The sequence below is a fragment of the Taibaiella koreensis genome, from assembly GCF_003545715.1.
Taxonomy (GTDB): Bacteria; Bacteroidota; Bacteroidia; order Chitinophagales; family Chitinophagaceae; genus Taibaiella; species Taibaiella koreensis.
The window spans coordinates 65,352-78,047 of record NZ_QVNU01000008.1; the positions used below are offsets into that span (position 1 = coordinate 65,352).

Annotated in this window: 14 protein-coding genes; 5 read left to right on the plus strand and 9 right to left on the minus strand. The window is 50.7% G+C overall.

The annotated features are described in order from the left end of the window. Positions 1-55: 55 nt before the first annotated feature. The 3 genes from DZK30_RS22435 to DZK30_RS22445 form a co-directional block, all read right to left on the minus strand. On the minus strand, positions 56-442 hold the full coding sequence (locus DZK30_RS22435) for an OsmC family protein (RefSeq protein ID WP_118976434.1): 387 nt from the start codon (positions 440-442) through the stop codon (positions 56-58). 1 nt (position 443) lies between these two features. Continuing rightward, positions 444-1,337, minus strand: coding sequence for a pirin family protein (locus DZK30_RS22440; protein ID WP_118976549.1), 894 nt, complete (start codon positions 1,335-1,337; stop codon positions 444-446). Positions 1,338-1,412: 75 nt separating this feature from the next. Continuing rightward, positions 1,413-1,931 carry a hypothetical protein gene (locus DZK30_RS22445; RefSeq protein ID WP_162903347.1) on the minus strand — a complete coding sequence of 173 codons (519 nt, stop codon included), beginning with the start codon at positions 1,929-1,931 and terminating at the stop codon, positions 1,413-1,415. 194 nt (positions 1,932-2,125) lie between these two features. On the opposite strand from DZK30_RS22445, the gene DZK30_RS22450 reads away from it, so the two are divergent. From DZK30_RS22450 to DZK30_RS22465, 4 genes are all read left to right on the plus strand, one after another. Next, on the plus strand, positions 2,126-3,337 hold the full coding sequence (locus tag DZK30_RS22450) for a phosphoglycerate kinase (protein ID WP_118976550.1): 1,212 nt from the start codon (positions 2,126-2,128) through the stop codon (positions 3,335-3,337). Between the two features lie 54 nt (positions 3,338-3,391). After that, positions 3,392-4,495 (plus strand): MBL fold metallo-hydrolase, encoded by a 1,104-nt coding sequence (locus tag DZK30_RS22455; protein WP_118976551.1) that lies wholly within the window; start codon positions 3,392-3,394, stop codon positions 4,493-4,495. A gap of 385 nt (positions 4,496-4,880) precedes the next feature. Further along, complete coding sequence (locus tag DZK30_RS22460; protein WP_118976436.1) at positions 4,881-5,354, plus strand: N-acetyltransferase; 474 nt, start codon at positions 4,881-4,883, stop codon at positions 5,352-5,354. Further along, positions 5,351-5,878: a hypothetical protein gene (locus DZK30_RS22465; RefSeq protein WP_118976437.1), complete on the plus strand. Its 528-nt coding sequence runs from the start codon at positions 5,351-5,353 to the stop codon at positions 5,876-5,878. The genes DZK30_RS22460 and DZK30_RS22465 overlap by 4 nt, the downstream gene beginning before the upstream one ends. 322 nt (positions 5,879-6,200) lie before the next feature. Here DZK30_RS22465 and DZK30_RS22470 read toward each other — a convergent pair whose 3' ends face one another. The 5 genes from DZK30_RS22470 to DZK30_RS22490 form a co-directional block, all read right to left on the minus strand. Beyond that, on the minus strand, positions 6,201-7,052 hold the full coding sequence (locus tag DZK30_RS22470; protein WP_118976438.1) for an alpha/beta fold hydrolase: 852 nt from the start codon (positions 7,050-7,052) through the stop codon (positions 6,201-6,203). 178 nt (positions 7,053-7,230) lie between these two features. Beyond that, complete coding sequence (locus DZK30_RS22475) at positions 7,231-8,139, minus strand: SIR2 family protein (RefSeq protein ID WP_118976439.1); 909 nt, start codon at positions 8,137-8,139, stop codon at positions 7,231-7,233. Between the two features lie 129 nt (positions 8,140-8,268). Next, positions 8,269-9,486: an RNA polymerase sigma factor gene (locus DZK30_RS22480; RefSeq protein WP_162903348.1), complete on the minus strand. Its 1,218-nt coding sequence runs from the start codon at positions 9,484-9,486 to the stop codon at positions 8,269-8,271. A gap of 3 nt (positions 9,487-9,489) precedes the next feature. Then, positions 9,490-9,825: a YciI family protein gene (locus DZK30_RS22485; RefSeq protein WP_118976441.1), complete on the minus strand. Its 336-nt coding sequence runs from the start codon at positions 9,823-9,825 to the stop codon at positions 9,490-9,492. A gap of 201 nt (positions 9,826-10,026) precedes the next feature. Further along, the gene (locus DZK30_RS22490) at positions 10,027-11,106 is read right to left on the minus strand and encodes an NADH:flavin oxidoreductase (protein ID WP_118976442.1); all 1,080 of its coding nucleotides are present in this window, start codon (positions 11,104-11,106) and stop codon (positions 10,027-10,029) included. A gap of 156 nt (positions 11,107-11,262) precedes the next feature. Here DZK30_RS22490 and DZK30_RS22495 point away from each other — a divergent pair, with 156 nt between their 5' ends. Continuing rightward, positions 11,263-11,730 (plus strand): SRPBCC domain-containing protein, encoded by a 468-nt coding sequence (locus tag DZK30_RS22495; protein WP_118976443.1) that lies wholly within the window; start codon positions 11,263-11,265, stop codon positions 11,728-11,730. Here the strand turns inward: DZK30_RS22495 and DZK30_RS22500 are convergent. Then, entirely contained in the window at positions 11,727-12,620 is an 894-nt protein-coding gene (locus DZK30_RS22500; protein WP_118976552.1) for a DUF72 domain-containing protein, read from the minus strand. The two genes, DZK30_RS22495 and DZK30_RS22500, sit on opposite strands and share 4 nt — an antisense overlap. Between the last annotated feature and the right edge of the window lie 76 nt (positions 12,621-12,696).

The window sequence follows — 12,696 nt, forward strand, 5'->3', positions numbered from 1 at the left end:
ACGATCTTTTAGGCCGCTAAAATATACATTTCTGATTAAAAAGGAAATATCCCGTTTATTTTAAAACGGTATGGATCGTTACCGCCTGGTTCAGGGTTACATGCACCGGGCACTTGTGTGCGATATCGAGCAGGCGTTCCCTTTGTTCCTGGTCGAGCGGGCCGTCCAGCACAATATCCATTGTCATTTCGGTGCGCCCCGACTCACGGCTCAGGGTTACCGTTGTCTGGACCGATTCCAGGGGCCAGCCTTTCCGGTCGGCATACATACGCAAGGTAATGCTGGTACAACTGCCCAGCGCCGAAGCCAGCAGCTCATCCGGTGCCGGTCCCAACGCTTTGCCGCCATAGCCCAAAGGTTCGTCCACAACAAGCTGGTGTGCGCTGGTCCGTACCTCAGTCCGGTAGTGGTCTTTTCCCGTAATTGATGTGATCGTAGCCATTTTATTTCATTTTCAGGTTGGAAGGCTCGGGTGGCAAGGGTACAAAATCCGTTTCGCCCGGTACCGGCTCGAAGGCCTGCGCTTTCCACTTTTCCTTAGCATTATTGATGTGTTCATGGTCGGTCGCCACGAAGTTCCAGTAGATCAGGCGGTCTTCGGGCAAGGGCTCTCCACCGAAGATATAAACGGTGGTGCCCGGCGCCATGGTAAAGGTGCACAATTTGGCATCTTTGGCCACCAACAGCTGTCTGGGCTCAAAAACATGCCCTTCGCCTGTCACGCTGCCTTCGAGGATGTACAGCCCGGCTTCGCCGTATAGCTGGGAGCCTAGCTGCAGGGTCTGTTCAGTATCGCTTTTGATCTCAAGCAGGTATAGCGGACTGTACACCGGTACCGGCGTGGTTTTGCCGCCATAGCTACCTGCGATAAGCCGGTAGCGGATGTCTCCTTCTGTCCATTGCGGCAGATCTTCTTCGTCAGCATGAAAGAAGGAGCAGGCCATGTCTTCATGATCTTTTGGGAGCGCTACCCATATCTGCAGGCCGTGCAGCACCTTATCGGCATGCCGGAGGTATTCCGGTGTGCGCTCGCTGTGCACGATGCCGGCGCCGGCGGTCATCCAATTGACTTGCCCTGGCTTGATCTCCACCTCGGTGCCAAGACTGTCGCGGTGCATAATGGCGCCTTCAAACAAATACGTAAGCGTTGACAGGCCGATATGTGGATGCGGCGGGATATCCATATTTTCCCGTTCGCTCATACTGACCGGGCCCATATGATCGATAAAAATAAACGGGCCGACCATACGCTTATCCTTAAAGGGAAGCAGGCGGCCGACCATAAAATTGCCGATATTCCTCGGACGTTCTTCAATAATCAGGTTGATGTTGGACATAAATATATCGGTTGAATCGGATAGGATTTCAAATATAAGCATTAAATGCTCCGGCCCGGGTGCACAAGGCGAAGGTCAGGGCTTGAACATGACCTGTGGCGCAAAGTCACCAAAACTTTCTCCGAAAATGACTTCTTTCCGTGCTGTGATTTTGTAGGGATAATAGAAGAGATAGGCAAAGTCGTCATTGGTATGCTCTGCAAATACCAGCACGGCTTTGGTTTCTTTCCCATCGGAAGGATCATTGATACGGCCGGCCGAGAAGATCACCACTGCTTTATATGCGCCTTTCAGCGCATCGATGCTCAGCTCTTCCTTCAGATCATCGGCCGTATACGCTTTGGCGCTGTCTTTAACGGCAATATCGGCTATACTGTCGTTGGCAAGAATCACGGTAGCAAAAGGAAGGAATGAGCCCTTCTTCTTAAGCATCGCTTCTACATCGGGCAGCGTGGCATCGATCACACGCTGGATATCGGCCAGCTCTTCGGCAGTGGTATCATAGGCCGGGTATTGGGGTTCCTGGGCGTGCAGTGCTGCAGGCGAAAAAAGTAGTAGCAATAAGGCCGCACGGAAAAAGTGAGAGTGGCGCATCAAGATAATTTAAGACAAAAACGATTTTAAGGTAGTATCCCGTATATCATTTGCGGTCAAAAGTAAGCCAATTCCCGGCTTGCCGGAACAATCCGGTATAAGATGAGAGCCATAAGCAGCATTGCTTGTTGTATCTCGGCGCCTTTCGCTACTTTTGCATCCTGTTTCCAAAATATAAAAAAAAGATAACGCACATGAGTCCATTCGCTGCCTACGACTTCAGCAACCAGAAAGCATTGATCAGGGTCGATTTCAACGTACCGATCAAAGAAGGAAAAATTACAGACGACACCCGCATCCGCGCAGCGTTGCCTACTATCAATAAGGTGTTGCAGGACGGCGGCAGCGTGATCCTGATGAGCCACTGGGGCCGCCCGATCAAGGACATGGAAAAGAAACCGGAGCTGAAGAAGGAAGATTTTTCGCTGAGCCGTATTGTGGATCACCTCTCCAAAGCCTTGAACCGTGAAGTGCAATTTGCCGCGGATTGCATTGGCGAAGACGTCGAACAGAAGGCCGCTGCATTGCAGCCCGGACAGGTACTACTGCTTGAGAACCTGCGTTATCATAAGGAAGAAGAGAAAGGCGATGCGGCATTTTCCGAAAAGCTGGCTAAGCTGGGTGATGTTTATGTCAACGATGCCTTCGGCACTGCTCACCGGGCGCATGCGTCTACCGCAGTGATCGCACAATTCTTTCCCACGGGCAAAAAAATGTTCGGCCTGCTCATGGAGGCCGAGGTTAAAGCCGGCGAAAAGGTGCTGCACAACAACGAAAAGCCGTTTACAGCCATCATCGGCGGCGCCAAAGTATCGGATAAGATCATTATCATAGAGAACCTGCTGGATAAGGCTACAGACATCATTATCGGCGGCGGTATGGCTTACACCTTTTTTAAGGCACAGGGCGGACAGATCGGCAACTCGCTTTGCGAAGACGATCGCCTGGATATGGCTAACGCTTTGCTGGCAAAAGCTAAAGATAAAGGGGTAAACATTCACCTGCCGGCCGATAGTGTGATCGCCGATAAATTTGCACCGGATGCCAATACCGATACCGCCGATAACAAACAGATCCCCGATGGCTGGATGGGCCTTGATATCGGAGAAAAAGCGATCGCCGCTTTCAGCAAAGTGATCGAGGCATCGAAGACTATTCTCTGGAATGGCCCTATGGGTGTATTTGAAATGGAAAAGTTCCAGGCCGGCACCAAAGCCATAGCCGATGCAGTAGTAGCAGCAACACAACAGGGCGCCTACAGCCTGGTTGGCGGTGGCGACAGCGTTGCGGCGGTCAACAAATTCGGGCTGGCCGATAAGGTAAGCTACGTGTCCACCGGCGGCGGCGCCATGCTCGAATTTTTTGAAGGTAAAGAGCTGCCGGGTATTGCAGCCATCAACAAATAAATTACGGCAGGCTGTCTCCAATGGGACAGCCTGTTTTCTTTTTATTGAATGAACATGTTGCTGACATTGATCCTGCTGATCCTCGTACTGCCGGTTATAGCTACTATGCTTTTCATGCGGCAGGCCTCCTTTGGCAAACTACCTTCGGGCAAACGCCTGGAACGCATACACCACTCGCCGCAATACCGCAACGGGAGCTTCCACAACCAATCGCTGACGCCGCCGCTCACAGAAGGCGTGAGCATGCTTACCGTGATGCGGGACTTTTTCTTTGGAAAACATGAACGTAAACGCCCGGCCGAAGCGCTACCCGTGATCACAACGGATCTGAAGCAGCCGGTACCGGCCCTGCCGCAGCTGACCTGGTTTGGCCATTCGTCTTACCTGTTGCAGGTGAACGGTCTGAATATCCTTGTCGACCCGGTATTCAGCCAGAGGACTTCGCCGGTACAATATGCCGGTACCAAAGCCTTTGCCGGCGTTAGCGTTTTTACTGTCGCCGACCTGCCGCAGATCGATATCCTGTTGCTTACGCACGACCATTACGATCACCTGGATTATGGCACCCTGCTACAGCTGAAGGACAAAGCAGGTACGGTTGTTACCTCGCTGGGGGTAGGCGCTCACCTGGAGTACTGGGGCATTCCGGCAGCAAAGATCCGGGAACTGGACTGGTGGGATACGACGGCGATCAACGATACGACCCGTTTTACAGCAACGCCAGCCCGTCATTTTTCCGGCAGGGGATTCAAACGCAACCAGACCCTCTGGTCTTCCTTCGTATTGGAAGCCGGCGACTATCGCTTCTACCTGGGTGGCGATTCGGGCTATGACAGTCATTTCAAAGCGATCGGGGAGCGCTTCGGTCCCTTCGATTTGGCCATCCTGGAAGACGGGCAATACAATCCTTACTGGGCGCATATCCACATGATGCCGGAGGAGACGGCGCAAGCGGCCGTGGACCTGCATGCCAGGGTGCTTTTCCCGGTACATTGGGGTAAATTTGCCCTGGCAACCCATCCCTGGGACGATTCTATCAGGAGGGTGTTGAAACGTGCCGATACCCTTAAGGTAAAGGTGATCACCCCACAGATCGGTGAGCGTATATCGCTCGACGGACAGTACCACAGCAGACATTGGTGGGAGGGGCTCGCCTGAGCGCCGGTGGTTGGTTTTCTGTCGTAGTGCAATAGCACGTAAATTGGAATAAACTGACTATACGGATATAGAAAAACATTAGTTGAGGCGCTTTGCTTTACCTGTCTTTTTATTGAGTGTCAATATCTCTTCCTTTTATTCTCTTATAATGTTTATTACCTGTCATGGTGCTCATGAGAAAAATTGCTTCGTCCTCCCAAAAAGGCGGCACAAAAAGAAACCATGCTCCGTCGTTTTTTATAGTCAGCGCACCCGGGTTTAAAAACAGATCTCAACTTTAATGTACCATTGCCGGGCATATGACCATATACCGACGTTTAAATAATTAACCCAAAGCGTACAAAGAAACTTTACAAAATTTGTAAAGATTATTGTATATTCGCATATGGCTTTAATTAAAGTAAAGACCAGGGAAGAGCAGAAAGTAAAAATAGTACCCGTTGAGGAGGAAGACTACAAAGCACTCACCAAAAAGCGGTATCATTTTTCGTGGAAATCCTTCAAGGGCCATGCGAATGTAGCGGTATACAAATTGCAAATTCCCGGCGAAGATGATATATTGGGGGTAATGGCATTAATTGACTTCCCTCGTGAAAGTAGGATTGAAATTAGCTTATTGGCATGTTCCCTGGAGAATGTGGGAGAAAATAAAACCTACGAAGGTATAGCTGGCAATCTCATCGCCTATGCAGGCCGCCTTGCGGTCAAACGATATGGGAAAAACGCTTGCTTATCATTAGTACCCAAAACCAGGTTAAAAAAACATTACATCGATAAATATGGAATGCTGGATGCGGGTTGGCAATTGTTTTTAGAAGGGAAAGTCTTAAATGATATTATTTTAAAGTATTTGTTATGAACACAAAAAAAATAAGCGTAAAGTATACATCCGAGGAATTGGCAGATGCCTATGTACACCCCTCGATCCTAAGCCCCGCACAAAAGAAAGAAGCTGGTAACCAGCTTAAAGCTGCAAGGGCTAAAGTTCAGGCTGAAATAACTGCAGAGGATAAGCTAACATCCGATATTTTACAACTTAGGTTTCGATTAGAAGATTACCTGAGCAACGGAGCGTTTAACCCCAAACTTAAATTCAGTTATTTCTTGAAAGCATATGTCCAACTGCTGAACAAAAAACGGAAAGTGTTTGCCCGGGAAATTAATATAGACGAAACAGAATTAAGCCAATTGATCAACGATCATAGATCTCCCAGTGAGAACATTATCATCCGTTTAGAATTACATTCCAATAAGGCCATTCCTGCAATTGCCTGGTATAAGCTCATCGAAAAGGAAAAAGAGCACTACATTATCACCAACAAAACTATAAGGAAACGGGAAGAAAAGAATGTATCGAACAGGCTTGCTGTAGCGATTGATTAGGCGGATTCAGAACCAGGCACTTCTAAGGTCCCCAACAGGATCATAGAATTTCCCGTTACAACTACGCCTACACCTACCCAAAATAAAAGCGTCTATCCGTCATTACTACGGCACGCACCCTACGCACAAAACGTTCGCCGGAATAGCTACCACTATCCCTTACGCGCAGGTGCATTTAATGTATGTGCTTTAGAAAATTTGACCAATTTTAAACCACTCGTTGTCTTTATTTGCCACAAAGGCGCAAAGAAACTTACTGGAACACCTTCATAGAGCGCCCGCATTTGCTTTCCCCACAGCGTCGCAGCGGGCTTATCAACTATTATGATTCGTTGAGGAAACCACTGATCGCATTCACGATCTGGCCGGCGCCGGCACCGTAAAGCATGGTCTGGTGATTCCCGTCCACACGCACATAGCGTCCGTCGGGCATCAGGGATACGGATTCCCTTGCTTTGAAATCGGGTAATATGGGTTCCCCAAGGTTATAAATGTCGGCGCCATTGATCAGCAGCGAGGGTTGCCTTACTTCGCTGAATAAGGAACGCCAGGGCTGATTGGCTACGCCTATCGACACTTTGATCATCTTTGTAAGATTGGCGTAAGGCCGCACCCTGCCATCCGGAAGCGTACGGACATCGGCGCGATAATAGGTCGTCATTACCTCATCCCAGTTACTGTTTTGAGGCGCTGCCTTGGCATAATCCAGGTACTGCTCAAAGGAAGGAAAGGTCCTGTCGAGCCGTTTGAGCACCGGCATCAGCATTAAAGGCACTTTAGCATTCATTTCCGCCGCAGCATCCAGGATAATTACTTTTTCCACCCGTTCGGGGTAGTAATTGGCCAGGTATACACTCAGCAGACCCCCAAAAGAGTGGCCGCCGATCAGGGCTTTTTCGATACCAAGATGATCCAGTAGACCTATAATGTCTTTGGCATGATGTTTTAAGCCGTAGTGGAAGGCGGGCTTGTCGCTATGGCCACGACCACGAAGATCGGGTGCGATCACGCGGAAATGGTTGGCGAGTCCGCGGTACACCAGGCCGTCGAAGGCATGGGCGTTGGCGGTGAGGCCGTGCAGCAGTACCAGTGTAGGTTTGTTCTTAGAGCACTCGTACTCGATGTAGTGAAGGTTGATCCGGTTGGTGGTAATGAAATGATCTTTATAAGGCATGATACTGATCGGCGCGCGCTTCTTTTAAGGTTACAGGACAATTCCGGCCGTTACGGGATGTTTGTTCAGGTAAAACTACAGGTTTTTGCCTGTTAATAAAAGTAAAAAATGAATATTGGTTCATTTTTTTATCCCCATCAGCAACTCTTGCCTGTTATTAAGCTGTATAACTGCCTTATTATAACCGCCAGGGTATATCATAAATATGCTCAAAATGATCTACCTCTACCAATTCAAAACCCATACCCTGCAGGAACTGCATTTTACCCATGGCCCGGTCATCGGGATTTTCCGGCCTGGGGGCCACATACCATCCTTTCTTTTTCCGCGCCGGGAACTTTTTATAATATTTAGCTCTTTCGATCAGCAGCCAGCGTAGGAATACTTCGTTCTCTTCCAATCCCAGGCCAAAAATGCAGAGCGAGCGGTGAAAAAGGATATGCAACCAGGTATGCGCGCCCCGCCAATCCTCCGGCGACTCGCCACCAAACAGCCGTCCATCCCCACCTTTATGCAGGTAGGCCCTGGCTTTTTCTACCGAACCCATATAATGCGACAGTCCCAGCCGGATGCTGCGGGGGTAACGAACGAAGCCATTGATATACCAGATGCCAAAGCCTTGTGCCGGGGATGTCAGCCTGCGGTCACTGTAGTAAGTGGTCCAGGGATAAAAATCGGTGAAGTGGTCGGTGCTGGTATGTAACAATCGCAGGTTCATCGTTTCCGGCAGTACGAGGTCAAAATTGGTCGTGAGCACAGGCGCGCCGAGCTGGTGCGCTTTACGGATGAAAGCAGCATGATGGGGTAGAAAGCTCCAACCGGAAAGGAGCCTGGCTGCTTCTTTTTGTATGGCATAGGGTATGCCGGGCTTATTGCTGTTGGCGATATCGAGCAGATCGTAGAACTCGGTAAGCGTAACCCCTTTGGGTATTTTAGTAAAGCGGTCAGGGGCAAACTGTTTCCACAGCTTCAGCAGCAGATCGTCCCAGGAAATGGCCTTTGGATTGTTGGGAAAACGGTTGATGCCGTTACCGGCGATAAAGGCAATATCGGCAGCATTACGGTCAATCACTTCATTAAGGGTCATAGATTGTTGGCTTGGCGGGTAAAGATACGTTCCGCAGGATAAAATACGGACTGCAAGCCTCCTTCACCTTGACGTCAAAGCCATTGAACCGTCCGGATGGCCGCTCCGGTAGCCGTGTTACAGGAACGGTCACAAATTATCTATGGCTTTTTGCAGGGTCAGCCTGCCGGCAGAAGTGCTTGTCAGCGCAATGGCTTGTCCATAATGTTGCCGCGCCAGTTCAGTATCGGCGCCGGTGTAAAGATAACCCAGCAGGGCATGGTAATCGGCCAGCTGTTCCAGGCCCAGCTTCAACGCCTCTGCCAGCGCAGCTGGCCGTCCCTGCACCTGCGCCAGGGCAAAGGTGCGGTTGAGAGCTGCTGCCGGTGTATAAGCCAGCAGCAGCAAATGGTTATAGAGGTCCAGGATATACCGCCATTTGTTCGTTCCCTCCGGAGTGGTGTGCCAATAGGCAATGCCGGCTTCCAGGTGATAACGGGACAAGGTATTGCCGCTACAGGCGTTTACCAGGAAAAAATTGCCTTTATGGATCAGTTCCTGATCCCATTGTTGCCGGTCCTGGTCTTCGAAGAGTACCACTTCACCTTCGGCTGTATGACGCGCTTCCAGACGGGAAGCCTGGAAGCAGCACAAGGCCAGCAATGCATTGGCTTCCGGGCTGTCGGTGTGTGCGTTTTGGGTAAGCAACAGGGCAAGACGTATCGCTTCGGAACAAAGTTCTTTGCGGATCAACCCGTCGTTTGACCGGGAATGATACCCCTCGTTGAACAACAGATACAGGGTATTGATGACAGTTGGCCTTCTGGCCTTTATCGTATGCTCATCCAGGGGACCGATATGGAAATCATCGGCACGCAGGGCAGCGCGGCCCCTTTGCAGGCGTTTCTTGATAGTCTCCCTGGGGACCAGGAAAGCATTGGCAATCTCCTCCAGGCTGAATCCGCAAAGGATCTGCAGCGCCAGGCATATCTGGGCTTCCGGCGCATTGACAGGATTGCAGACGGCAAAGATCATAGCCAGCTGACTATCGGCAATCGCCTGCGGTTCAAAATCGGGTTCGGCCTCACTGTCTGCGGTTGCCCTCCCGATGGCCGGACGGATACGTTCTTCAAAAAGATGCTGCCGCTTCAGCACATCTTTGGCCCTGTTCTTCGCTACCGTATACAGCCATGCCGGCGGGTTTTCCGGGATACCGTTCAAAGGCCAGGTCTCAGCGGCTTTCAGAAAGGTATCGCTGACAATATCCTCCGCGATCTCTATATGTTGCAAGCCGAAATGACGGCACAGCACGGCCGTCATTTTCGAATACTCCTGCCGGAACAGGTGGGGTAACAAAGGCTCGCTCATCGCTTATTTACGAACGAGTACTTCCCTCACTTCAATACTGCCGCCGGTCTTAAAGATCGGGTTGGCTTTAGCCAGTGCAACGGCCTCTTCGATAGTATCTGTCTTTACGATCACATAGCCGGCAATGAATTCCTTGATCTCGGTGAAGGGACCATCGGAAACCACATCGCCGGGCCTTATCGTTTTGGCGCTTACCGGCGACAGACTATTGCCCTTGTCGGCCAGCTTATTCTGCGCAGCGATGCCAGCCATCCAGTTCATTCTTTCCTGGATCTGCTCGGGCGAGGGTTGGGCATCGGCCATATCGGCCAGCCTGAAGATCAACACAAACTCTTTCATTTTATTTTGATTTTAATGTTCACCCTATAACGATCGGGTACGCCAAAGGGGGACAAATTTTTTTTTAACCGGATATAGAAAACGAAGCCGGTCCTTGAGCATGTCGAAAGGACAGCTATAAATGTGCTTCGACAGGCTCAGCAACCGTCAAAGGGAAGCAAATTGTATCCTGTTTCCTATATCCGGATAGTCACTTATTTTTTATACCAACCGGCCCAGCATTTCCGGGTTAAAGGCTTGCAGCTCGGTCATCCGGTTTTCCCTTACCTTCTGTACCCAAAAGGGATCGGCAAGCAACGGTCTGCCTACGGCTACGAGGTCAAATTCTTCTTTATCCATCCTGCGCCGTAGCTCATCGATAGGCGCCGGCTTCGCGGCTTCGCCTGTAAATATAGTGGTTACATCTTTATCCAGGCCCACGGAGCCCACCGTAATGGTCGCTTTGCCCGTAAGCTTTTTGGCCCAGCCGGCAAGATTAAGGTCCGAGTCGTTGAATTCGGGTTCGGAGAAGCGGCGCGTAGAGCAATGAAAGATGTCGACACCGGCATCGGCAAGGGGCTGCAGCCAGGCTTCCAGTTCCTGCGGTGTTGTTGCCAGCTTGCTTTTGACATCTGTAAACCGCCATTGCGACAGGCGAAAGATAAGGGTGAAATCTTCGCCGGTCTGCCGGCGTACTTCCCTGATCACTTCGACGGCAAAGCGGCTACGCATTGCCAAGGTATTACCACCAAACCGGTCGGTACGCCTATTGGTATGGTGCCAGAAAAACTGATCGATAAGGTAACCATGCGCCCCCTGGAGCTCTACACAGCTGAAACCCATTTGCTTTGCTGCTTTCGCTGCCGTGCCGAAAGCGGTTATCGTATCGGCGATGTCGGCGTCGGTCATGGCAACGCCATTGCCCACTCCGGACGGGCCTTCGAAGGGTGTAGCAGGCAGCCATCCCGAAGCATGGTTGTCCTGGATACCGGCATGCCAGAGCTGTGGCCCCATCTGCCCGCCTGCCCCGCGTACCGCTGTGGCTACCTGCTGCCAACCGGCCAATGCCGCATCGCCGTGAAAATGAGGTACCCCGGGATCGTTAACGGCCGCCGGCCTGTCGATCGCCGTGCCTTCCGAAAGAATGAGTCCCACGCCTGCCTCCGCCCGCCGCTGGTAATACTGCGCCACTTCGGGTGTGGGAATACCACCCGGCGAAAAGGATCGGGTCATGGGCGACATCACAAAACGATTCCTGGTGCTTAACGATTTAAGCTGAAAAGGGCTGAATAAATGATCCATAAGATGCTTTTTATCCCATAACGACCGGGAAAGTCAAAAGGGGACAAAAGACACCTTATTCATTTTTCGAAAAAGCGCTCCCTGCTTTCAAAAAGGCAGGCAGGGGAAAGGCCAACTATTTACCCATTCCTTTGTAAAACATAAAAAACAAAGCAGATGTCTTCAACAAGGAACGAAAGGATCATCGCGGCGACGCCTGAACGGCTTTACCGGGCGCTGACTGACCCCGCCGCCCTTTCCGTATGGCTGGCGCCGGGTGATATGACAGGGGAAATACATCATTTCGACCTGAGGGAAGGCGGCGGCTACGAAATGTCGCTGTATTACCCCGATACGGAAACCGGCAGTCCCGGCAAGACCGGTACCCATGAAGACCGCTTCAGCGCAACATTTACGGAGCTGGCTCCCAATAAAAAAGTAGTGCAGGCAATACGGTTTGATTCGGATGATCCGGCCTTCGGTGGGAAAATGCAGATGACCGTCCTTCTTGAACCCGTAAGGGAAAACATAAGAGTCACATTTCTATTTACGGATATACCGCCTGGTATACGCCCCGAGGACAACACAGAAGGTACGGAACAAAGCCTGGACAAGCTGGAACGTTATGTGACGCAAGGTTCTTAGTCAAACATGGATTTCTGCGTCGTCTGCCTGGCTGGTATAGGTAAAGATAGTTTGAATGCCTTGTTCATCTGCTCTATGAAATGCGTGGCCAGCAAAGGCGATTCCAGCTCCACGTTCTGGTGTACGAAGAAGTACAGCTTTTGCAGCCCTTCTTTCCGCCATTTTTTGATACGATCCATCCAGTCGTCGAGGCGCGCCACATCGCTGGGATGGTTGGCGCCCACATAGCGAACGAAAGCTACGGGGCTGGTCAGCCGCATGTGTAGCATGTCGCGGCGTCCTGCCGTATCGACAATAATGTTGGCCATGCCCAATTGCTCGAGCAACTCGCTATAAGCCTTGCTTACCTCTTTATTGGTAAACCATTCTTCGTTGCGCACCTCCAAGGCCAGGGGAATGCCCTTCGGAAACTCCTCCAGCACCTTTTTCAGGCGCTCAAAATCCTTCGGTTTAAAATTGTCGTGCAGTTGCAGGAAGGCCATGCCCAGGCGGTCGTCAAAGGCAGCGATAGCATTGCAGAATTGCTCCACCGGCTCCTTTACATCGATCAGGCGTTTGAAATGACTGATGGTATTGGTCAGCTTAGGGAAAAATTTAAATCCTGCCGGCGTCTTGTCCTTCCAGGTTTCCACTTGTTTCCAATCGGGCATGCCGTAGAAAGTAGCGTTGAGCTCAATGCTGTTGAACTGTGTAGCATAATAGGTCAGCTCATCTTTGGTGCCTTTAGGGTAAAAACCTTTCAGATCGGTCTTATTCCATTTGGCGCAGCCGACATAGACTTCGAAGGGTGTATCCTGCTGATGGGCTTTCAGCAGCTTTGCTGTTTCCGGCGCGTCTTTTGGCAGGGTGAAATCGATGGCTCCCGGATCGGCTACTTTTCCGAATTGCATAGTGGCGTGTTTTTTGCGAAAATAAGCGAAGTAGCGGTATAAACGCACAATACCTGGCTGTCTCTTATCCTTTAAC

Bases quoted from the DNA above. Each gene is read 5' to 3' on its own strand.
- DZK30_RS22435 (WP_118976434.1), bottom strand. From the start codon at position 442: ATGGCTACGATCACATCAATTACGGGAAAAGACCACTACCGGACTGAG.
- DZK30_RS22440 (WP_118976549.1), bottom strand. From the start codon at position 1,337: ATGTCCAACATCAACCTGATTATTGAAGAACGTCCGAGGAATATCGGC.
- DZK30_RS22445 (WP_162903347.1), bottom strand. From the start codon at position 1,931: ATGCGCCACTCTCACTTTTTCCGTGCGGCCTTATTGCTACTACTTTTT.
- DZK30_RS22450 (WP_118976550.1), top strand. From the start codon at position 2,126: ATGAGTCCATTCGCTGCCTACGACTTCAGCAACCAGAAAGCATTGATC.
- DZK30_RS22455 (WP_118976551.1), top strand. From the start codon at position 3,392: ATGTTGCTGACATTGATCCTGCTGATCCTCGTACTGCCGGTTATAGCT.
- DZK30_RS22460 (WP_118976436.1), top strand. From the start codon at position 4,881: ATGGCTTTAATTAAAGTAAAGACCAGGGAAGAGCAGAAAGTAAAAATA.
- DZK30_RS22465 (WP_118976437.1), top strand. From the start codon at position 5,351: ATGAACACAAAAAAAATAAGCGTAAAGTATACATCCGAGGAATTGGCA.
- DZK30_RS22470 (WP_118976438.1), bottom strand. From the start codon at position 7,052: ATGCCTTATAAAGATCATTTCATTACCACCAACCGGATCAACCTTCAC.
- DZK30_RS22475 (WP_118976439.1), bottom strand. From the start codon at position 8,139: ATGACCCTTAATGAAGTGATTGACCGTAATGCTGCCGATATTGCCTTT.
- DZK30_RS22480 (WP_162903348.1), bottom strand. From the start codon at position 9,486: ATGAGCGAGCCTTTGTTACCCCACCTGTTCCGGCAGGAGTATTCGAAA.
- DZK30_RS22485 (WP_118976441.1), bottom strand. From the start codon at position 9,825: ATGAAAGAGTTTGTGTTGATCTTCAGGCTGGCCGATATGGCCGATGCC.
- DZK30_RS22490 (WP_118976442.1), bottom strand. From the start codon at position 11,106: ATGGATCATTTATTCAGCCCTTTTCAGCTTAAATCGTTAAGCACCAGG.
- DZK30_RS22495 (WP_118976443.1), top strand. From the start codon at position 11,263: ATGTCTTCAACAAGGAACGAAAGGATCATCGCGGCGACGCCTGAACGG.
- DZK30_RS22500 (WP_118976552.1), bottom strand. From the start codon at position 12,620: ATGCAATTCGGAAAAGTAGCCGATCCGGGAGCCATCGATTTCACCCTG.